The sequence below is a fragment of the Dyadobacter bucti genome (assembly GCF_005869225.1).
Lineage (GTDB): Bacteria > Bacteroidota > Bacteroidia > Cytophagales > Spirosomataceae > Dyadobacter > Dyadobacter bucti.
The window spans coordinates 349,606-373,022 of record NZ_SWFP01000004.1 but is presented as its reverse complement, the minus strand read 5'-3'; the positions used below and the strand labels follow the sequence as shown (position 1 = coordinate 373,022).

At 48.7% G+C, this 23,417-nt stretch carries 13 protein-coding genes; 12 read left to right on the top strand and 1 reads right to left on the bottom strand.

The features are described 5' to 3' along the window. Positions 1-2: 2 nt before the first annotated feature. Positions 3-3,014 (bottom strand): SusC/RagA family TonB-linked outer membrane protein, encoded by a 3,012-nt coding sequence (locus FBF61_RS15335; RefSeq protein ID WP_138478692.1) that lies wholly within the window; start codon positions 3,012-3,014, stop codon positions 3-5. A gap of 165 nt (positions 3,015-3,179) precedes the next feature. Here FBF61_RS15335 and FBF61_RS15330 point away from each other — a divergent pair, with 165 nt between their 5' ends. The 12 genes from FBF61_RS15330 (at position 3,180) to FBF61_RS15275 (ending at position 23,381) form a co-directional block, all read left to right on the top strand. Beyond that, the gene (locus FBF61_RS15330; protein ID WP_138478690.1) at positions 3,180-4,046 is read left to right on the top strand and encodes an AraC family transcriptional regulator; all 867 of its coding nucleotides are present in this window, start codon (positions 3,180-3,182) and stop codon (positions 4,044-4,046) included. A gap of 100 nt (positions 4,047-4,146) precedes the next feature. Then, a complete protein-coding gene (locus FBF61_RS15325; protein ID WP_166444542.1) occupies positions 4,147-4,734 on the top strand; it encodes an RNA polymerase sigma factor in 588 nt (195 codons plus the stop codon). Positions 4,735-4,812: 78 nt separating this feature from the next. Then, the gene (locus FBF61_RS15320; protein WP_138478686.1) at positions 4,813-5,901 is read left to right on the top strand and encodes a FecR family protein; all 1,089 of its coding nucleotides are present in this window, start codon (positions 4,813-4,815) and stop codon (positions 5,899-5,901) included. Positions 5,902-6,115: 214 nt separating this feature from the next. Then, the gene (locus tag FBF61_RS15315; RefSeq protein ID WP_138478683.1) at positions 6,116-9,409 is read left to right on the top strand and encodes a SusC/RagA family TonB-linked outer membrane protein; all 3,294 of its coding nucleotides are present in this window, start codon (positions 6,116-6,118) and stop codon (positions 9,407-9,409) included. 39 nt (positions 9,410-9,448) lie between these two features. Next, positions 9,449-10,891 carry a RagB/SusD family nutrient uptake outer membrane protein gene (locus FBF61_RS15310; RefSeq protein ID WP_138478680.1) on the top strand — a complete coding sequence of 481 codons (1,443 nt, stop codon included), beginning with the start codon at positions 9,449-9,451 and terminating at the stop codon, positions 10,889-10,891. Between the two features lie 21 nt (positions 10,892-10,912). Next, positions 10,913-12,277, top strand: a complete 1,365-nt coding sequence (locus FBF61_RS15305) for an FAD-dependent oxidoreductase (protein WP_138478678.1) — start codon at positions 10,913-10,915, stop codon at positions 12,275-12,277. A gap of 11 nt (positions 12,278-12,288) precedes the next feature. Then, positions 12,289-13,431, top strand: coding sequence for a hypothetical protein (locus tag FBF61_RS15300; RefSeq protein ID WP_138478676.1), 1,143 nt, complete (start codon positions 12,289-12,291; stop codon positions 13,429-13,431). 115 nt (positions 13,432-13,546) lie between these two features. After that, a complete protein-coding gene (locus FBF61_RS15295; RefSeq protein WP_138478674.1) occupies positions 13,547-14,125 on the top strand; it encodes an RNA polymerase sigma factor in 579 nt (192 codons plus the stop codon). 66 nt (positions 14,126-14,191) lie between these two features. Next, entirely contained in the window at positions 14,192-15,301 is a 1,110-nt protein-coding gene (locus FBF61_RS35410; RefSeq protein WP_138478672.1) for a FecR family protein, read from the top strand. Positions 15,302-15,541: 240 nt separating this feature from the next. Next, entirely contained in the window at positions 15,542-19,033 is a 3,492-nt protein-coding gene (locus FBF61_RS15285) for a SusC/RagA family TonB-linked outer membrane protein (protein ID WP_138478670.1), read from the top strand. Between the two features lie 56 nt (positions 19,034-19,089). Continuing rightward, positions 19,090-20,541 (top strand): RagB/SusD family nutrient uptake outer membrane protein, encoded by a 1,452-nt coding sequence (locus tag FBF61_RS15280; protein WP_138478668.1) that lies wholly within the window; start codon positions 19,090-19,092, stop codon positions 20,539-20,541. Between the two features lie 62 nt (positions 20,542-20,603). Further along, the gene (locus FBF61_RS15275) at positions 20,604-23,381 is read left to right on the top strand and encodes an MGH1-like glycoside hydrolase domain-containing protein (RefSeq protein ID WP_138478666.1); all 2,778 of its coding nucleotides are present in this window, start codon (positions 20,604-20,606) and stop codon (positions 23,379-23,381) included. Positions 23,382-23,417: the final 36 nt, after the last annotated feature.

Here is a 23,417-nt window from a genome sequence, read left to right as displayed (position 1 = left end):
AATTAGAATCCGAAATTGACGCCCAGTGTAACGATCCGCGAAGCAGGTATTCCATTTTGGCTGGCCCCGCTTTCGGGATCATAGCCCGGCCATTTGGTAATGGTATATAGATTTTTCCCACTCGCAAACACTTGTAACCCGGACAGTTTAGCGCGTTTTATTAATGCTTCCGGAAACTGGTAGACCAAGGAAACATCCTGCAGCCTGACAAAATTTCTGCTGCGATAGTAGCTATGTCCCAGTGGATTAACATATACTACAGAAGGACTGGTGTTCGATTTGTTTTCAGGTGTCCACCAACCATCGTCGATTCTGTTATAATTCCGGTGGGTATGGATACCGGGATTCAGATCAATTGCCGAAATCCAGCCTTGAAGAGCGTTTACAAAAACAGAAAGCGTAATGTTTTTGTATCTCAAGTTATTTGTTACTCCCCACCGGTAAAGCGGCTGTCCGGTTTGTCCCACAATTTTTCTGTCATTGGCAGGATCTATTTTCCCATCTCCATTCAGATCTTTAAGCCGTACCGATCCAGCTTTTGAATTTGCCGGTATTTCGTCCCCTTCCTGATAAATACCATCGAAAACGTAGTCGTATGCAACACTTACTGGCTGACCGATAAACCACCTGTTTCCCAGGTCATCGTCCTCTTTGCCATCTCCATTTGTATCAGAATTATATAGATGGACTATTTTGTTCTTATTGGTCGAAAACACAAAGTTGGTGCTCCATTCAAATTTCCCTTTCTGAAGATTGATGGTGTTCAGCGTCAATTCAAAACCTTTGTTGTTAGTTGCCCCCAGATTGGTCCAGACAGAACTGTAACCCGTCATGGTCGGCAGCGAACGCTGAACGAGCAGATTTTTAGTATCCATATTGTAAAATTCGACCGTACCGCCTACGCGTCGCTTAAACAGCTCAAAATCAATGGCAGCGTTGGCTGTATAGGTTGTTTCCCACTTTAAATCCGGATTAGCCATACTGGAAGGGAACACGCCAAGGGACGAAACTCCTCCGTCGCTGAAAACATACCGGTTCGTTGCCGACAAGCTGAGGGATTGATAAGGACTGATCGCCTGATTCCCCACAGCCCCATATGACATTCTGACCTTCAGCAGATCCAAAAAACCAACGCTTTTAAGAAACGATTCCTCTGAGGCAATCCAGGCGACAGAACCCGATGGGAAAGTTGCATACTTGTTATTACTTGCGAATACCGAGCTTCCGTCACGCCGTGCAGTGAGTGTGAACAGGTATTTATCCATTAACTTATAATTGATACGTAACATCGATGACACCCCGTCGGAAGAACCTGCCGATGAACTATTGGTGAGTACAGCCCCCAGTCCCAGGTTGTGCCACCCCAAGACATCAGATGAAAGTTGTACCGCATTAGCCGTGGTCGATTCCCAGCCCAAATGGTTTCTTCCGTAAAGCAAAGTCACGTCTACCGCATTGTCCGGATTGAGTTGTTTGGAGTATGTCAGGATATTCTCCATAACCCAGTCAAAATCTTCCTGATTTACTTTGCCCGCGGTAGTGGTGTTGGCTGTAATATGCTTGTCTTGCCGGAAAAAATCGTAATTGTGTCTCCACCTGTAATTGGGGGAATAGTTAAGGCGGTAGTTCAGTCCTTTGATAAAAGGTACGTTGATCAGAGCATAAAAATTTGCAAACAAATTATGCCATATCTCTTCATTTTTGGTAAGAATTGAATTCCTGACCGGATTTCCCTGGTTGGTCTGATCTTCCGGCAGCAGGTAGAACGTCGGCTCGCCATCTTCGAAGAACGGAGTTGAATAGGGTCCGATATTGCTTGCCTGATCCGGCTCTCGCCCGGAGTAATCGCGCCTGCTGTAAGTGGAGTTGACCCCTAATGTGAGCCATTTGGTAACTTCATTTTCAATATTGGCGCGCAGGGATATACGTTTCATATTGTCGTTCAGGTACAAGCCCCGTTCGTCTACCAGGGACGCCGAAATGAAATAGCTGGTATGCTTTGCCCTTCCGGCAAGACTTAGATCATAGGAACTTATCTTGCTATCCTGCGACACCACATCCCAGTGATCCACAATTTTGCCCGCCTCATAGTTGGCAACTTCGGATGACTGAAGTAAATCGGTAATTTTCTCGAAGGGTAAGCCAACTGCTTTGTTATAGTCCCTTTTTCTCTCCAGATAACGTTCCGGCGTCAGGAGCTTCACTTTATAAGCCCGGTCTGCAATTCCGGCAAATGCATTGAATCGGATCGTAGGCTTCTCCGTAGTGCCTTTTTTTGAGGTAATCAATATAACCCCATTGGCAGCCCTCGAACCGTAGATAGCCGCGGCGCTCGCATCTTTAAGAACCTCCATCGACTCGATATCATTGGGATTGATCTCCGCCATGCTGCCATTGAAGAATATCCCGTCCAGTACGATCAGCGGGTTATTGCCCCCGCTCAGCGACCTGGGCCCACGTACCAGAATCGAACCATTTTGACCGGGCCTTCCGTTGTCCGTAAACTGCACGCCGGCGACTCTTCCTCTCAATGCCTGGGTAATATTCGTATTAGGCAGGTTTTCCGTTTGCTTCATGTCTACCTTGGCCACCGAGCCTGTTACATTCCGTCGCGACTGTGTTCCATAGCCTACCACTACCACCTCGTCCAGAGCTTTCTGATCTACTTTCAGACTGATATCGAGGGTACTGGCGCTTCCTACAACAACACTGTGTGAAAGGTAACCGACAAAGCTGACCACCAAGACAGTACTGTCGCCCGGCACAGCAATCTCGAACTTTCCGTTCACATCGGTAGTCGTTCCCTGTTGGCTGCCTTTGATGATCAGGTTAACACCTGGTAAGCCAGTCTGACTTTCTGCATCCCTGACGGTCCCGCGTATGATGCGGTCGGCTGGTGCGGCTGTCAGGGAAGCGCCGAAGATTGCCACCACGTGCATGACCAGCGCTATCTTCAGTAATCCGGCCCGCAGCATCTGACAGACGGGCCTTCTGAGTTTTAAAGGGTTTATCATATTTTCTTCCGGTAAAATATTGGAACTGTTATGTTCTGCAAATCTCCCGGAAACATTCCTAAAACCCGATCAAATAATTATCCACAATGTACGCCGGATTAGCATATCACTTTTTATTGGATTTTTATAAAATTACCTTGTGTAAAAATTGAGATCTTAACCCTTATGAAACCGCAATTTTACCTGGTTCCAAGAGATGTTCTGACTTCCCACCTGTCCCGGCACCATACATTGCCCAACTTCGGCACGGTGTGGCACTATCACCCGGAACTGGAACTCCACTACATTGTCAGAGGCGAGGGCGTACGCTTTGTGGGCGATAACGTCAGTAATTTTGATGCAGGCGAACTGCTTCTGCTGGGCGAAAACCTCCCGCACATGTGGCGCTGCCATGAAAAATATTTCAAGAGGGATCCCAAAGTGACTGCAGAGGCGATAGTGGTACAATTTCTGCCCGACTTCATTGGTCAGGATTTCCTGTCAAAACCGGAATCCGCTGCGATCATTCACCTGTACGAAAAAGCCAAAGCCGGCCTTGTGATCACCGGCGAGACGCGTGAAAAGCTTATCACATTGATGCACCGGTCGGTAAAAGCAACCGGACTGAAAAGAGTGGTGGTCATTTTGAATATGCTGGAAATTCTTTGTGAAAGTGAAGATATGCAGCCTATTTCCAAAAAATCGTCCTACCAGTCGAGCAAGGAAGAAGCAGACAGGCTCAACAAAGTATATTCCCACACGCTGGCCAACTACAAGCGGGATCTGACACTGGACGAGATAGCCTCTGTCGCAAACCTGAGCGTAACTTCCTTTTGCCGGTATTTCAAAATCATGACCAAAAAGACCTTCCACGATTTCCTGATAGAAATCCGGATCAGTCATGCCCAGCGAATGCTCATTGAGGACAGTTCCATCACGGCAGAAGCAATTTGTTTTGAATGCGGGTTTAACAACAGATCAAATTTTTTCGGGCATTTCAAAAGGATAACCGGCCTGACACCGCTCGAATACAAGCGGAAGTGCCATTTCTGAGGTTCCCGCAACTTTGACAAGAATGAACAGGCGTAGATAAATATTTTAATAAGATTTGTGGTTAATTTGCGAAACTCCTTATTAAACGATTGGCATTACAGTGAAAGCAAGTGACGGAGATCAGCTATGGAACAAGTTCAAATCAGGTGACAGGGATTCTTTTGCTAAAATCTATAATGTTTATATTGAAGATCTGCTGAGCTACGGTTACCGCGTTACTTCCAACCGTCAGCTGATCAAGGACAGCATTCAGGATGTCTTTCTTAATCTCTGGCTGCAGCGTGCCAATCTTTCCGATACCGATTCCATCAAATTTTACCTGTTCCGTGCGCTCAGGAACCGCATTGTGCGCAACATCGAAATCCAGCACGATAAACCCGGGCCCGACCCGGAATCATTTGCCGAGGGCCTCCTGGTAGACTTTCCCTTGGAGCAGGCTTTGATGGAAAATGAAACCCACGAAGAACTTATCAAACGGCTGCAAAATGCGATCAGCCAGCTCCCAAAGCGACAACAGGAAGTGCTGCAGCTTCGCTACCATCAGAATTTCGGCCTGGAAGAAATCGCCGAGATGATGCAGATCAGCAACCAGTCCGTTCGCAATCTTCTCCATCGCTCCATCGGAGAGCTCCGCAAGTTCTTTCAGGTTGCGGGCTGGATCATGCTCCTGATTTTCCTGCTGGGCTGAACTTTTTTTTTAATTTTTTTTATAAAAAATGAGTACAAACCTATATCCTCCCGATTTAGGGGTTAGAAAGGCATCTCTATGATCGAAAAATACACAACATATTCTGTCGAAGATTTTGTAGGCGACGAACGGTTTATCGAATGGGTAAAATCACCGGATACGCAAAACAATTTATTTTGGAAGCGGGTGACGGCGGCTTACCCCGATCGCGGACCAGTGATGGAGCAGGCGCGGCAGATCGTGGAGCAGCTGTCGGAGGCATCCGCCATGCCGTTCCCGAAAGAAGACCCTGCCGAGATCTGGGACAACATTGATGCGAAACTTTTTATGACCAAACTGGATTCCGGGAGAAAATCGGGGTACCGCCGGTTATGGCTGGCTGCGGCTTCGGTCTTCCTGCTTCTCGGGCTGGGCTGGTCGGCATATTATAGCCTGCTTCCAGCAAAGAAAACAGGGTATCAGCAGCTGGTTCAAAATGTAGAAACGCCTCTGAAAGAAGTGGTCAATAAAGGACAAAAAACGCTTGTCGTAACGCTGTCGGACGGAAGCCGGGTGTTTCTGGCCAAAGGCAGCAAGCTGAGCTACGCGGGCGATTTCACTCAGAAAACTAGAGATGTGTATCTGTCCGGGGCAGCGTTTTTCGATGTAGCCAAAGATCCGGAGAAACCCTTCATAGTATACGCCAATGAACTGGTTACCAAGGTACTGGGCACAAGCTTCACGATCAAGGCATTTGATGAGGACAGCCAGGTTACCGTGGCTGTGAAAACGGGGAGGGTTTCCGTTTTTGCCAACCGTTACGTGGCCGACATTGATCCCGAAACCAAAGGCATTATCCTGATTCCCAATCAGCAGGTGGATTTCCAGCGCAAAAATGAAACGCTGAGCCGGTCACTTGTGGAACAGCCCAAGGTCGTGATCGCTAAGAAGGAACTTGAAAAATTTGCCTTTAACAATGCGCCGGTTACTGAGATTTTCGAGGCGATGGAAAATGCCTACGGCGTGGATTTCCTGTTTGACCCGGAAGTACTTTCCTCCTGCCACCTGACGACTTCACTTTCCGAAGAAACCCTGTTTGAAAGGCTGGATGTCATTTGTGAGGCGATAGGGGCTACTTATAAGGTAGTAGACGCCCAGATTGTGATCACCGGCAGAAAGTGCAATTAACCTTAACCCTTAAACCCGCCAGATAATATGAATTAAACCCTGCAAAAAAGCCGGTAACGGTTCCAGCGTTACCGGCTCAAAATCCCTTTCATGTTCCGAAAACCATGCATCCGCTTTCGCGGATGAAAGGATCGTTATTGCTTTTTCTCAAAACAAGAACAAATCAAAACTAATGAAAAAAGAATTTATAATCCAAAAAATCCTATACCCCATTATGAAAATCTCGCTCATTCAGACTATTCTGGCGGTGATTTTTACTGGCTGGTCATTTGCAGGGAAAGCAGATGCGCAGGACCTTCTTAATCAAAGAATTACGATCAATGCGAAGAATCAGGAGCTCATGACGATCCTGAAAAATATAGAAAAGCTGGCCGATGTAAAATTCACATACCGGCCGGACCTGATCCGGGATGCCAAGAAGCAGAGCCTGCAAGCCGAGGACCGGAAACTGGTCGACCTGCTGAATGAACTCCTGAACCCGCTCGATATCAAATACAAGATCGTGAGGCGGCAGGTTATCCTGACCAAAGTCGACAACAACCAGAGCTTCATACCGGCGATCATGCCGCTGCAGCCGAAAATACCGCAGGAGCGTGAGTTGACCGGAAAGGTGCTTGACGAAAAAAGCGTAGGCCTGCCGGGTGTCAGCGTCGTGATAAAAGGCACGCAAAAGGGTACTACCACGGATATTGAAGGCAATTTCAGGCTGGTATTGATCGAAGAAAATGCGACGCTGGTTTTCAGTTTTGTGGGTTACCAGAGTCAGGAAGTGGCTGTGGGAAATTCATCAGCCATGACGGTGACGCTGTCGCCTGAAGACCGCTCGCTGAATGAAGTGGTCGTGGTAGGGTATGGTACTGTCAAAAAAAGCGACCTCACGGGCTCAGTGGCGCAGGTTAAATCGAAAGAGCTCAATTCATTTCCTACTTCCAATGCTTTACAGGCACTTTCGGGCCGGGCTGCCGGCGTGCAGGTCAATCAGACCAACGGCTCGCCGGGCTCGGGTATGACAGTCCGCATCCGCGGCACGAACTCGATCCAGGGAAGCAACGAGCCGCTTTATGTGATCGACGGATTTCCAACTTCGGGCACCAACCCTACCATTTTGAACAATGTGGATATTGAAAGTATGGAAATACTGAAAGATGCATCTGCAACCGCCATTTACGGTTCGCGGGGAGCAAATGGAGTGGTATTGATCACAACAAAACAGGGTAAGGCAGGAAAAACACGGGTGGACATTGAAACCAGTTACAGCTCGCAAACGCTCCGTAAAAAGCTGGACCTGATGAATGCTTCTGAATATGCCCGGTTTTACAACATACAAGCCCTGAATGATAAGGTAACCCCTTATTTTACAGACGAACAGATCAACAGTTTCGGCGAAGGTTTTGACTGGCAGGATGAGGTTTTCCGCCGTGCGGCAATCAAATCAACCGCATTGACCGTCAGCGGGGGAAATGATAAAACGCAGTTTTCAATATCCGGCAGTTTCTTCGGGCAGGACGGAATCATTAAAGGGAGCGATTACGATCGGTATTCTTTGCGCACAAATTTCAGGCATAATATCAGCAAAAAAATATCCTTCACGATGTCCACAACATTATCCCGCCTGAAAACAGAACGACGGGACAGCGGTGGCGGCGCCCGGGGCAACTCTATGATTTCGGCTGCAATATCAGCTCCTGCAACACTTTCACCTTACAATGCAGACGGTTCGTACCGAGTTATGGCCACTGCGTACCCGTTCATCGCAACAGACCTGATCAATCCGCTGAATTTCATCAACGAGCAAACCAACGTGGTGAAAGCCAACCGCATTTTATCGAACGCGGCGTTTATTTATAATCCAATCCCAGAAATCGCCATTAAAATCTCGGGAGGCATCGAAAACGCAGATGACCGTACAGATATCTACACGTCCCGTAACTTTGTCAACTCCAATGGGAACGCCACGGTGCGCAGCATTCAGCAGACGAGCTTTCTGAATGAAAATACCATCAGTTATACCAAGACATTCAATGACATACACAGTTTGTCGGCTGTGGCGGGCTTTACCTATCAGGACTTTCTGAATACCAATGTAACCGGCAGCGGTACCGGTTTCCTGAGCGATATCACTGAAACCTCGGGCCTGGGTTCGGCGGCAACGCCGGGCATTCCCGGTTCAGGTTATTCCAAAGCGGTTTTGCTTTCTTACCTGGCGCGGGTCAACTACGCTTTGAAAGACAAATACCTTTTTACAGCCAGCCTCCGCCGCGACGGTTCGTCCAGGTACAGCAAGAATAATAAATGGGGCTATTTCCCTTCCGGCGCAGTGGCGTGGCGGGTTTCCAATGAAGATTTCCTGAAAAACAATACCCACATTTCCGATCTGAAACTGAGGGCCAGCTGGGGACTTACCGGCAGCCAGGCGATTGATCCTTATGCTACATTGAACCGACTGAATGCAGGCAGGACGGTATTTGACGACGCCATGTTCACCACGTTCACGCCGGGCACGGTATTGCCGGGCGACCTCAGATGGGAAACTACCGAACAAAAAGACATAGGCGTTGATCTTGGGATATTGAAAAACCGGGTCATTATTTCGGCAGATTATTATATCAAAAATACCCGTAACCTGCTCAACAGGGTAAGTTTGCCCTCTTCTCTCGGTTACACCTCCACGATCAGAAACGTAGGCGAAATGCAGAATCAGGGCGTGGAACTGGGCATAGATACCCGCATTCTTACCGGTGATTTCAAATGGGACCTCAATGCAAACATTTCGCTGAACCGCAATAAAGTTGTAAAACTGTATGACAGCGGGGACGTGCTGGGAGGCAATGTGAATGTGGTGGCTATCAATGATATAACCACTATTTTGAGAGAAGGCCGGCCGGTAGGACAGTTCTGGGGGTACCGGGAAGACGGGTATACCGAAGACGGAAAACTGAAATTTGAAGACCTTGACGGGGACGGCGCCATTACCCAAAACGACAAAACCTACATCGGAAACCCAAACCCCGATTTTATTTACGGGATCAATTCCAGTATGTCCTACAAAGGGTTCGACCTTACGCTTTTCGTGCAGGGTATCCAGGGAAATGACCTTTTCAATGTGAGCTCGGTAGTGAATACGATGGATTACGGTTTCGGTCTCAATATGCCGAAAGAAGTACTTTACAACCACTGGACACCGGAAAATACCAATGCGAAATATCCGCTCATCACCAGAAGTTCAAATCTGCGCGTATCCGACCGCTTTATTGAGAACGGTTCATATCTGCGGCTGAGAAATATCCAGCTGGCTTACAATCTTCCGCTGGAAAAATGGCAGGTTAAGTCTTTGAGAAACGTGCAGTTATATGTCAGCGGGCAGAATCTGCTGACCCTCACCAAATACTCTTGGTGGGATCCCGAAGTCAATTCCAGAGGCGGGGATGAAAACCCGATCCAGGGCCTTGACCACAATAGCTATCCCACGGCGAAGTCATTTACAGCAGGTGTCCGTGTCGGATTTTAAACCCATTCCAGTTTTGTGTTCACTGATAAAAGCATTCTCATGAAAATTTCAAAATATATATTTCCCGCGATCCTGCTGGCCAGCCTTACTTCCTGTGAGGACCTGCTGGAGGAAAAGCCCAAATCCATTGTTGTCGAAACTTTCTTCAACACAGCCGCCGAGGTGGAGGCTGCAACTAACGGTATTTATTCTCCGCTCAGAAGCAACAATTATGCTGTTTACGAAACCACCCTCGAATGCCAGGCCGACTATGCCTACGGTCGCGGCAGCTGGGCCCCGCTGCATGAATATCAGGGTTTTAATGATGCCAATATCAGCCGGGTTGCTGATCTGTGGAATGCGTTTTACCTCAGTATCCGTAATGCCAACCTGATCATTTTCAATGCCCCGAAAGGAAATGCGATCAGCGAAGCGGATGTCAGAAAGTATGTGGCCGAAGCCAAATTCCTGCGAGCCTTCAACTATTTCCAGCTGGTCAGGAACTGGGCGGGCGTACCCTTGCGGACCGAAAACAATATGTCGACAGAGGACCTTGCGAAAAGCACGCCTGAGCAGGTGTATGCATTAATCGTGGCCGATCTGACGGAAGCGGAGCAGAACCTGCCCGAAAAAGCTGCCCAGGCGGGAAGACCTTTCAAATGGTCGGCGAAGTTGCTGCTGGCAGATGTTTACCTCAATCTCAAACAATTTGCCGAGGCGCGCGACAAGGCGGATGAAGTGATCAAATCCGCTAAATTCTCCCTCGTACCCGTGAAAACACCAGCCGACTATCAGACCAATGTATTTGGCCCCGAACTGGCCAGCACAACCGAAGAGATCTTTTTTTTCAAATATACACGGCAGGTCGCCCAGGGAAATTACATGCTCTGGATCACCAATCACCCGAGTACCGGATTGTTCAACTTCGGTGGCGCTTACGTAGTTTACGGACAGACGACCGATCCGTTTTATCAGGCATGGGATGAAAAAGATATCCGCAAAGGCTTATGGAACAAGGTTAATATCGGTCTGGGACCCAACACTTTGCTAAGTTCCAAGTTTGTCGACAAAGCCGCCGTTGCTCAGAACGGAGCGGGCAACGACGATCCGGTTTACGGTTACGCAGACGCATTGCTGATCTACGCTGAGGCGGCAGGTATGGCTGGCAATGGTCCCACGGCAGCAGCGATGGAAGCAGTAAACCAGGTCCGCCGCCGTGCATACGGACTCCCTCCCACTGTCGCCGCGGCTGACGACTATGTTACCGCGAATTACACCGCAGCCACATTCCAGGATCTTGTCTTGCGTGAAAGAGCCTATGAGTTTCATTATCTGGGCAAACGCTGGCTGGACCTGAAACGCACAGGAAAAGTGAAAGAGGCAATTCAGCAGTCAAAAGGCATTACCGTTGCCGACAAGCATTTGTTATGGCCGATACCGAATTCAGAATTGAACTTTAATAAAGCATTGGATCCGGGTAAAGACCAGAATCCAGGCTATTGATCATATAAATTTGACAGGATTATGAAGAGAAGATCAGCGTTAGCATCCATAGGTGCCTTTTCATTTGGTATAGGCGCAAAAGACGCAGTTCCGGTTGAAATAGAAAGAGAACCTTATAAAGTTAAAAAGCAGTCGCTGAAAACAGACATCGTAGTGGTGGGCGGCGGTACTGCCGGTGTTATTGCAGCCATACAGGCGGGCCGTGCGGGACGCAAAGTGATCCTGATCGAGAACGGAAGCCAGCTTGGCGGGACCACTACAACCGGAGGCGTGGCATTTCCCGGGATATTTTTTGCCTGGGGAAAACAGGTGATCGGCGGAATCGGTTGGGAACTTGTCCAGGAGGCCGTGGCATTGAACGACGACACCCTGCCCGATTTCTCCATACCCCACGGGCGCCACCATCCCCGCCACCAGGTGCGGCTCAACGGCCAGCTTTACGCGATGCTGCTCGAAGAGAAATGTCTCGAGGCAGGCGTTCAGCTTCGTTTTTATGAAACCCCTATCCGGCTGGCTTTTCAGAATAATACCTGGACAGTTGAGACGATCGGCAAAGGCACCCACACGGAGATTACATGTCAGCAGCTTATTGACTGCACCGGAAATGGTTATGCGGCGCATCTGGCCGGCTACAAGTTGCTGAGGGAAGCAGAAACGCAGCCCGGTACTTTGATGTTCCAGATCGGCGGCTACGATTTCAAATCGCTGGATCTGAAAATGATCCAGACCAGATACCAGGAAGCAATTTCGAAAGGGATACTGGTAAAAACGGATTTCCGCAACAACATTGTAGGCTTGCTGAAAAGTGAGGGCGACAACATCCAGCATATCCTCGGCGCGGATTCGACAACTTCGGAAACGCATTCACTTGCCAATATCAAGGGCAGGACGGCACTTTTGAACACGCTTCGTTTTCTGAGAACATTGCCTGGCCTGGAAAAGACCAGGATCATTGACATGCAGAATGAAACCGGCGTGCGCGAAACCTACCGGATCGACGGACTTTACAAGATCACCCACGAAGACTATGTTACCGGAAAGCTGTTTGACGATGCCGTCTCCTATTCCTACTATCCTATCGACGTGCATGATGAGAACGGTGTGGTTCCCGATCATTTGAAAGAAGGAGTAGTACCCAGTGTACCCCTTCGCGCATTGATCCCCAAAAACAGCAAAAACTTTCTGGTGGCCGGCCGCTGCCTGAGCAGCGACCGGCTGGCCAATTCGGCATTGCGTGTGCAGGCTTCCTGCATGGGTATGGGCCAGGCGGCCGGGGCAGCGGCAGTGCTGGCCTGCAAGCTGAACAAAACACCGGGCGAGGTTCCTATGAAAGACCTCAGACAACTCATTGCTGAGCATGGCGGCATCGTACCCGGCATAGCCTGAAAGGATATTTCATGAATAGGTGTCGCGTATTTTTTGAACTCATAGTGCTTGTATTGGCTGTGTCGGCATTCCGGTCCGACCAGCCAACCAGGTATTTCCTATACCCGACAATCGCGTTGAAACCTGCAAGCGTTCAGTCATTTACATTCGAATTTGACGACGAACTTTCTGACGACACCCTATTTCAAAACAGGTCAAAGGAAGGTTATCCGGTATCTTACTACCGCCGGTTAAAAGCCAGTGTTTGTTTTGATGAAAAATGCAGGTTGCTGGATGTTGTCATTTACTGGAACATTACCGGCCGTTATCTGGGTTTCGAACTTCCTGTAAAGGAATTTCTCAGTAAATCGGACCACGAACCGTTCACGGATGAAGAATACCACAGGCTGAATGCACTGTTGGCCGACGGGCAATCGCCCCTTGGCAACCTGTCGTACGAAGAGCTGGTACCCAGGCCTTATTTTTCTGTAAAAGGAATAGATGCCGTTACATCGGCCACGGCTAAAAACGTGCTGGATTACATCGTCAAAGGTGCAGCCTATACGACGTATAAAATGTGGCATTTCATTTATGGCCCCACCAAAAACCGGGTGGAAGAGCTTACCACCAAATCATTATCTCCCGCACTGGTATTGAAAATCCTGGAAAGTGATGATCCTTCGGACAAGCTATGGGCGCTCAATCACATCAACGGTTTTGTAAAACCGGATCGGGCACTCAGGGATCAGTTGCTGGATTTTATCAATAACAGCAATTTCAGTTTATCAGAGCGCGCGATCCATGCGATCAGTGCTGCCGATCTGCGATCCGACTCCCTGCAACTGTCCCTGCTCGCCAAATTCAACCAGGCAGATTACAGCCAGAAAAAATTGCTCATCAAAAAAATGAATGAGGCGCCATTTCTGAATGCCGAAGTCAAAAACAACCTCGCAGACCAACTTCAGAAGCTCAATGCCGAACTCATCGGCGATGTGCTGGGACTATATCAAAAATTCGCAGTGAAAGATCTCGAGATATGCGGGAAAGTCTCTAAACTTCTTCACAATGAAAACAGGTTCATTTCTCAAAAAGCACTGAAGTTCCTGGAAAACGCAAATCCCGACGACCAGGTTATCGCTAAGGAAATGGCCGATTACAGACTGCGAAAGCCATAATCAGAAGCCTCCCGCTCCAATCAAAAATATCCTTCTCAAAAAAAGCCTCTGCACACGATGTAACAAATGCAGAAGTGTATATTTGCGATATATAAGGAGAGAGAGAATAAATAGTATGATTTCAACAAAAACGGATGAGGGGTTATTGTGGCAGCTGTTCTGTGACGGCGACGAGTCTGCTTTTGAAGAAATTATGTCGCAATATTACCGGCCGCTTTTCAGGTACGGAAGCCGGATCTGGCCGGATGAAAACGTGGTCCGGGATTGTCTGCAGGAAGTGTTTGCTGACCTGTGGGTACGGCGGTCGGGATTGAAAGGTGTACAATCCGTGAACTTTTACCTGATCAAGGCCGTCCGCAATCATCTGCTTTTTGAAAAGCGGAAACTGCGCTCAAATGCATTCCTGGACGAGTGGCGGGAAGGCGATGCTTTCATCAGTGAATTTACCATTGAAACGGAGCTGATTCGTGAGGAAGAGGCCAGGTTCCGCTCCGCCAAACTGGAATCTATCCTCAACGCCCTGCCCGCCCGCCAGAGAGAGGTGATACACCTCAAATTCTTCGAAGACCTGAGCCCCGACCAGATCGCTGAAATGATGGGCCTTAACCGACAGTCGGTTTATAACCTTCTGCATGAAACCCTCCGTAAACTCCGCGGATTATGGATTTTCATCCTCGTTTTGATTTTCAATTAAAAAAAATCACAATTCATCAGTAGATATGAATATTTTCTGCAACTCTTAGACAGAATTTAAGCAGAAATGAAATCATATCGGGAATATACTGCCGAAGAACTTGCCCTCGACGACTCTTTTCAGAGCTGGGTAAAAAGCGGGAACGGCGCTCAGACGGTTTTCTGGCATACCTGGTTACGGGACAACCCTGACAGGGCCGAAGTAGTGCAGGAGGCCCGGCGCTTGCTCGGATTGCTGGAAGAAAAACCTTTTATGGACCTTTCCGACGAGCAGGTACGGGCAGATATTGCGCAAATCCGGGAGTCGGTGCTGAGAAATAAAGATGACCGCCCCAAAGCCGACATTGTTTCCCTCTTTGGGTTATCAGGCTGGTGGCGGGCTGCTTCTGCGGCGGCTCTGGTACTGGGCCTGGGCTGGCTGTTGTGGCAATATCAGCATAAGCCCGGCGATTTCTTGTCCCTTCCTGCATCCGGGAAAACTCAAACGGATGTGGCTCAGAATTACTTCAACGAGACAACCGCTGATATGGAAGTGCAGCTCCCCGATCGCAGCAGGATAACCCTGGCTCCGGGTGCCAGGCTCAGTTATGATGAAAATATCTCGGAAGAACGGGTTGCACAACTCGACGGGGAAGCATTTTTCCGTGTGACACACCAACCCGAAAAGCCCTTTCTGGTATACGCGAACGGACTGGTTACGAAGGTGCTGGGTACCAGTTTCCGGGTACGGTCATGGGCGAAGGATGCTGATTCCCAGGTAACGGTAGTCACTGGCAAAGTGTCGGTTTTTGCCGCAGAAAATAACGGACTGACGCGTGACGATAAAGGTAATATTCTGAACGGGGTCATACTGACACCAAACCAGAGCGTTGACTTTGTGAGCACCAGCGGAACTTTCCACCGGTATCTGGTCAAAGAACCCGTGAAGATCATACCCGTCCCGGAGGAAAGTTTTGAATTTACCTCAACACCAGTGATCCAGATCCTGGAAAAAATCGGGCAGGCTTACGGTATCGAGCTCGTATATGATGAGCAGACATTAAAAGACTGTGCGCTGACCGCCTCGCTGAGCGACGAAAGTATGAAGGAAAAAATCCAGCTGATCTGTGCCGGTATCAACGCCACTTATGAAGAGATTGACGCCCGGATCATTATCACATCGAAAGGATGTCGTTGAAATATAAAAGGTTACCTCAACTAAAAACCCAGTCCCTGCCTATGCATAAAAGAAATCCTGACAAAGCACATCCGTAAAAAAGGCCAACCGTGCTGGTACCACGTCTGGCCTCATAAAGTTGCCCGATGGCAGATACGAACATCTGCCGAATAAGGCGGTTTTTGCCAAAAGTTAGCTGTTCAATTAACAAAAACGACTCAAATATATATGAATTCTACGCATTTTATACTCTTCAAAATCATGAGAGTGTCATTATTCCCGCTATGCATGTTACTCGCTGGTGTCGCCCTTGCCGGGGCACACAACGTGAGTGGCCAGGAGCTATTACAGAAACGAATCAGTATAGAGGTGACCGAAGCGCCGTTTGAGGTGGCTCTGGAGCAGCTCCGGAAATCGGCAGGATTTAAATTCCTCTATAATTCCCAGGTTTTCCAGCCTGAAACCCGGCTGACGATCAAGGCCGATAAGGAACCGCTAGGATCTATTCTTGACCGCGTATTCGCGCCGCATCACATCACGTATGCACTTCGTGGCCGCCAGATCATCCTGTCGCGCCCCATCGAAAGAGCGGAAACCCCTTCACCGGTGAACAAGCCTGTGCCTCCTCTCCGGAAAGTGGACAGGAACCTGAAAGGACAGGTAAAATCAGCGGATGATAACCAGACTCTGCCCGGTGTGAACGTACTCATCAAAGGGACTTCCCAGGGTGCGACCACGGATGTGGACGGACGGTTCAGCCTGGATATCCCGGATCAGGATGTGATACTGGTGTTCAGCTATGTGGGCTATGAAAGCAAGGAAATACGCGTGGGAGATGCCCAGAGCGAACTTTATATCGACCTGAAAACAGACACCAAGTCGCTTTCGGAGGTAGTTGTTGTGGGTTACGGTACGCAAAAAAGAGCAGACGTAACAGCCGCCATTTCCTCAGTACCGATGAGTGAGATCAAGGATATGCCTGTATCCAACGTCGCAACTGCGCTTCAGGGGAAAATCCCGGGTGTTGTCATTCAACAAAACAATGGTACACCGGGAAGTACTCCCGCTATCAAGGTCCGTGGTTTCGGGTCGATCAGCGCCGGTAATGCACCTTTGATCGTTGTGGACGGGAACATCGTGAATGCCAGTATTTTCAGCAACTTGAATACAACCGATATTGAAAGTATGGATGTACTTAAGGATGCCTCCTCAACCGCCATTTATGGTTCAAAAGGTTCGAACGGGGTAATACTGATCACAACAAAACGCGGAAAAAGCGGTAAACCAAGCGTTAATCTTGATGTTTTTACCGGGTTTCAACAATTGAGCAAAAAAATTGACTTGATCAATTCCCAGCAATTTGCAGAGTTTGGCAAAGACGCTTCGAACAATGCTTACCTCGGCAATATCCCTGGCGCCAATATTGCCGATCCAAACAGTGCACGACCTACTGATTACCTTCGGTACCGCTATCCCAGAGGTGAAGTATTTGACTGGCTGAATTTTGACGATCCTGCGAGAGTGGCGGCCCTTCCATACACCGACTACCAGGATGAAATTTTCAGAACGGCCAAAATGAACAGTTACCAGCTGTCTGCTTCGGGAGGCACCGACAAAGCCAGGTACAGCATCAGTGGCGGATATCTTCAGCAGGATGGTATCATCCGCAGGTCGTCTCTGGATCGCTATACTTTACGGGCCAATGTGGAGGTTAATGTGCTGCCGACGCTGAAAATCGGTATGAACCTGAACCCATCATATAAAATCCAGCAGGAAGTAAAAGATGCAGGACACTGGGCCGATAACGCGGTGGTCAACTCTGCTTTGTCGGTAATGCCTATGATACCCATTTACGCTGCCGATGGTTCATATACTTCCCAAACTGCCTTTGCCGCACCTTACAACTACCCGGGTATTACCAATCCCGTGGCCAACATTACCGAATACAACAGCCAGTACCTGACCACCAATCTGCTGGGAAATACTTATGCTGAACTCAACCTGTTCAAGGATTTCACATACCGGGTTTCGGGTAATGTGAATTTCAGCGGCAACCGCCGCAATGCGTACCGCACGTCAAAAATGCCTTTGAACCAGATCCTGCCGCCTTCCGTATCCACGGGAACGGCCTATTCGGACCAGGGTCTGAGCTGGCTCTTCAACCAGACACTGAACTACAGCAAGTCATTGAAGGACATACATAATTTTGATGTTCTGATCGGTATGGAATCTACAAAATTCCAGTTTCAGGACAGTCAGGGAACAGGAAGCTCCTATCCCAATGATGTCGTAGAAACACTGAACGGAAGTGCAAGCGGTACCACCACAACCGCTGTTTCTTCCAAAGTGGAAAATGCTTCGGCCTCTTATTTTGCACGGGCAAACTACAACTATAAAGGAAAGTACCTGGTGAATGTGTCTGTCCGCCGAGACGGATCTTCCATTTTCGGTACAGACAACCGCTGGGGAACATTCCCGGCCGGGTCGTTGGGATGGAGACTCAGCGAAGAGACTTTTATGAAAAGCATAGCCGCAGTTTCCGAGGCCAAGTTACGTGTAAGTTACGGTCTGGCAGGAAACAATGCGTTTTCCAGCAACTATCCGTATGTAGCCACGCTCAGGTCGGACAATTATAGTTTTAACAACAACCTCGTGAATGGTCTGGCGCCATCATCACTTTCCAACTCCCAGCTAGGATGGGAAAGAAGCCAGCAGTTGGATGCGGGTATCGATCTCGGACTTTTCAACAACCGTATTTTGCTGATCGTCGATTACTACCAGCGCACAACAAAGGACCTGCTGCTTTCAGTGAACGTCCCCACGGTGACCGGTTTCAGCTCGGCTGTCAAGAACATTGGTAAAATGGAAAACAAGGGGTGGGAATTTGCCATCAATACCCGCAACCTGACCAAAGCGCTGATCTGGAATACCAGCCTGAACCTATCACTCAACCGTAATAAAGTAGTTGCATTGGGGCCAACCGGAGACCCGATCCGTACAGGAAGCGGTGTGGGTGAAACCAATATAACCCAGATCGGCTCTCCGATCGGCAGCTTCTTCGGATACAAGCAGCTGGGTGTTTTTAAAGATCAGGCGGATCTGGACAGCTATCCTCACGATCCTACTTCCAAGCCTGGCGACGTAAAATATGAAGACATCAATGGCGACGGGATAATCAACGCCAATGACCGTACGATCATCGGAAACAACCAGCCCGACTTCATATATGGGATCACCAATACATTCAGCTACAAAGGTTTCGATCTGAACATCGCTATTCAGGGAACACAAGGCGGGGAAATTTTGAACCTGAGCCGCCGGTTTTTTGAAAACCTGGAAGGAAATGCCAATCAGCTGACTACGGTTCTGACCAGATGGCGTTCAGCCAGCGATCCGGGAGACGGTGTAACACCACGTGCCAATGCCCGCACGACCGGAAACAACAATGCAGTTTCAACCCGCTGGATCGAAGATGCTTCATACCTGCGTATCCAGAATGTCAGTCTTGGGTATCAGCTGCCGGCGTCGCTGATCAGCAAGGCCAAGCTGCAGCAGGTAAGGATCTATGCGTCCGCTCAAAACCTGTTTACTTTCACCAAGTATCTGAACTACAATCCGGAGGTAAGCAATTATGAAGGAGCAACTGTCGCGACCACAGGAACGCCGCTTCCCGGCCCGCTTGCAGCCGGTGTGGATTATGGCGCGTATCCTTTGGCCAAAACATTTACCCTCGGTATCAACATAGGGTTTTGATCCTTAACATATCACGTTCCCCCCAAAGCGGGAACCCATTTAAAACATTAAGAACAATGAAAATATCAACCTCATATATTTTCCTGGCGGCAACGCTTCTGCTTACTTCCTGCAGCGAAGAGTTTCTTGACCTGAAACCAATCTCTACCGCCACCAGCGATAATTTTTACAGAACCGCAGACGACTTCAAGAACGCGGTGAATGGCGCTTATGCCGGATTACAGATCGGCGGCCTCACGGGTAACAGCTACGTTTTCGGGGAGATTACCTCGGACAATACCGTTGCGGTTGCTTCCGGTTCGGTGACAGACCAGGATGAATTCGACCGGTTTTATATCAAAACCACCAATCCTTTCATCTCCGGCCGCTGGAACGACGCATACAGTGTTATCGCCCGTCACAATACCATTTTGGATAAAATCGGCGCGGTGACGATGGACGAAACATTGAAAAACAGGTACATCGCAGAGACCAAGTTTTTGCGTGCCATCGTGTACTTTACCCTGGTTCAGACCTTCGGAGATGTGCCTTTGATACTGAAACCGGTTGCTACCCCCGATGAAGGTTATACCTACGGCCGCAGTCCCAGAGCGGATGTTTATGCGCAAATTGAAAAAGACCTGACCGAAGCGGAAAGTGTGTTGCCTGTTTCGTACGCAGCAGCCGACCTCGGCAGAGCAACTAAAGGTGCTGCAAAGGCCTATTTGGGCAAGGTATATTTAACTCAGAAAAAATATGCGCCTGCTGTTTCCAAACTGAAAGAGGTGATTGATCTGGGTGTTTACGTTTTGCTCCCCTCCTACGCAGATGTTTTCCGTGTCGGTAATAAGAATAACAAAGAGTCAGTTTTTGATGTGCAGTATAAATCCGGCGGAGCTGGCGAAGGAAACGCGTGGCCTAATTCCTTCGCTCCTCAAAACTCGGGTAATGCTGTGATCGCTTTCGGAGGGGATGGAAATAACCAGCCAACCGCGGATATGATCGCTGCCTATGAAACGGGTGATCTGCGTAAGGATGTGTCTGTAGCTTCGTCTTACACCAATGCTGCCGGACAGGTTATCCCGGAAAGGTTTATCAAGAAATATTATGATGTGCCGGTTGCTAAAAACGACAATGGAAATAACATTCCCCTGATCCGGTATGCCGATGTACTGCTGATGTATGCAGAAGCCCTGAATGAAGTGAGCTATCAGCCTGCCGGAGATGCTCTCGACTATCTGAACATGATCCGGACAAGAGCCGGCCTGGCTAAAAAGACCGCTGCGGATATCCCGACACAGCAGGCATTTCGCCTGGCTATGGAACAGGAAAGACGCGTGGAGCTCGCGTTCGAAGGCCATCGCTGGTTTGACCTTGTTCGCACGGACCGCGCGATCCCGGTCATCAACGGTAAAAAAGACCAGATCAGACTGGTCGCTGAACTGACACCGAACAACCTGGTTTTCCCGGTACCGCAAAGCCAGATCGACATCAACAAGGATAAGATCATACAGAATCCAGGTTATTAATTTAAATATATTATGCATTTTGAAGGTGTCTGCTTGGACACCTTCTTAGTTTCCAGACCACAATGCGACATCTATTTTATTCTGTCCTCTTTCTCGGATTATCACTTTGTCAAAACGAAGCTTTCGCCCAGCATTCTGGCGCGTCCGTCAAGAACATTGATTTCGGGAAACTGCTTCATTCCCATGATGTCAGCCTGTCTGCATGGGGTCCCTATTCAAAGAAATATGCGGGCATATCCCATATTCCCGACATTGCAAGCGGTATGCGTTTTGATTTTTCCGTGATGCCGGCATACTATAGAAACAAGGTGCTGATCCCGAACGTACGTTTTGAGTCGGGCTACTTTCCCTGGGAGTTCAGTGCCGGGCTCAAACAGTTCACTTATCGTTACGAACTGGAATGGAAAGACAAAGTATATGTCGATGTCACTTATACGATCCAGGATTCATCGACAGTCCTGGTTAAAATGCACAGCGTCAACAAAACCGATCTGCAGCAAAATCTTGCTCTGAACCTGATGTCCTTCATTGACTACCCGGAAAACTATGCGGCGAAAAAAATCAGCTGCTCCGAGGGCGCACGGTGGTTTAATGCATTGTCTTATCAGTCTTTGAGTTATGTGAAGAAAACACCGAGAGATCACCTTGTATACGACGGCTGGCTACGGGGCGAGGTGCGTCAGAGTGACTTTATCGAAGGCCGCGCGATCGGCAAAGGGTTCGGAACAACCGCGGGAGACAGTGTAACCTACTCCGTAAACATTAAGCCTGGGCAGCTGAAAGGCAAACTGAGCGTTATTTACAAGGCAAAAAAAGGCACTGTTTCTTCTTTTCGCATATCGGGTTTGGCCAATGAAGAAATCCAATTGAAAGGTACAGGAGATCTGGAAAGTGCCGATATTCCGTTCTCCGTATCTGCTCCCGGCACCCGTCAGGTCGTATTGGTTGCGTCCGGGTCGGCAGAAGCCGAGATCAACGGATTTGTAATTTCCGACCAATCGGAGCCAGAGCCTTTCAAGATTGAAACACAGGTTATGGATTTCGTGGCTAAAACCGAAGAAAACCCTGCTTCACAAAACATGATCCTGAAATATCGGGATATGCTTCCCTATTACGGCATAGGCTGGGACAACAAGTCTTCCCAGATACGGGAATTCCGCCATAGTGAACTTGATATTTTCTTCAAGAACCTGGTCCACAACCATGTCGATAAAGTCTTTACAGGAAACAAAGAAGGAAGCTTTTCGAATGTATTTATCCGTCCGATCGAAATTTTACCGCAGAGCGATCATACTGCCTATGCTGTCATTTGTTCGGGAAGTTACAGTCAGGTTAAAGACAGGCTCAATCAGTTCAGTTCTTCCGGGCCAGCTCTGACGAAAACACCCGCCAGCGCGGAAGAGGCAATTCTCGGGGAAGGCAAAAAGTATCTTTTCAGTCAGAAGATGATGCAGGCAGCTCTTCTGTCCAACGTCGTTTATCCGGTTTATACACAAAACAGCTACATCCGGAATTTCACGCCGGGCAAGTGGTGGAACAGCCTTTATACCTGGGATTCGGGATTTATTGCGCTCGGCATGAACGAGGTCAACCAGCGCCTCGCCGCGGAATGCATCAATGCCTACACTACTCCCGACGACAGTCAGTCCGCCTTTATCCACCATGGCTCTCCCCTGCCCGTGCAGGTCTATGCATTTCTGGACCTATGGAATAAAACGCAATCCAAAGAGTTGCTCAGTTATTTTTACCCCAGGCTACGACGGCTCTACCTTTTTACGGCAGGCAAATTCGGCAGCTCCACCATCGGCTTACTGAAATCCGGGCTTCTGAAAACCTGGGATTATTTCTACAATTCGGCCGGCTGGGACGATTATCCGCCGCAGGTGGGCGTGCATGCCCAGAAACTGGAAGACAGCACCGCTCCGGTTTCCAACACAGCCCACGCGATCCGGGTGGCTAAAATACTGAGAATGATGGCTTTGAAACTCGGGTTAAATGACGATGTGAAAGAGTATGACCAGGATATCGCCAGGTTCACGGCTGCATTACAAAATTTCTCCTGGGACAAACAGAGCGGGTATTTCAGTTACGTTAAACATGACGCCCAGGGCAATGCAGCTTCTTTTTTTAATTATGAGCCCGGAGGCGTGAATTTCAATATGGGACTGGATGGTGTTTCTCCGTTGATGGCGGGTATATGCACAGAAGATCAAAAAAACATCCTCGTAAAAAAGCTTTTTTCGCCGGAACGCCTATGGACACCAAGCGGCATTTCGGCTGTGGACCAGTCGGCTCCATATTATAAAAACGATGGTTACTGGAACGGTTCCGTATGGATGCCGCATCAATGGTTTATCTGGAAAACACTCCTGGATATCGGTCAGCCTCAGTTGGCTTATAAACTGGCCGGCAAAGCGCTCGACGTATGGAAAACAGAAACCGACGCTTCATACTACACGTTTGAACATTTTCTTGCCAAGTCCGGCAGGGGCGCAGGCTGGCACCAATTTTCGGGCTTGTCGGCACCTGTATTGGCCTGGTTTTCTTCTTATTACAAAATCGGAACAGTTACCGCCGGCTTTGAGACATGGATTGATGAAAAATCCTTTAACCCGGACTATTCAGGATTCAAAGCCAACCTGTCTTTTGACAATTCTACCAAACCGCATGTCAGGACTCTTCTTGTTTGCATGAAGCCCGACAAACAATACCAGACTTCTTTTAATGGTAAAAAATTGGCCTTCACCGTTTTAAATAAAGGATTATTACAAATCGATCTTCCCAGTTCCAACGCGCCGGGCGTGCTGGATGTGACCGTGCGCGCTGATGAGGTAAAATAATATAGCATCCGGGAGGTAGAACGTTCACTGATAAGA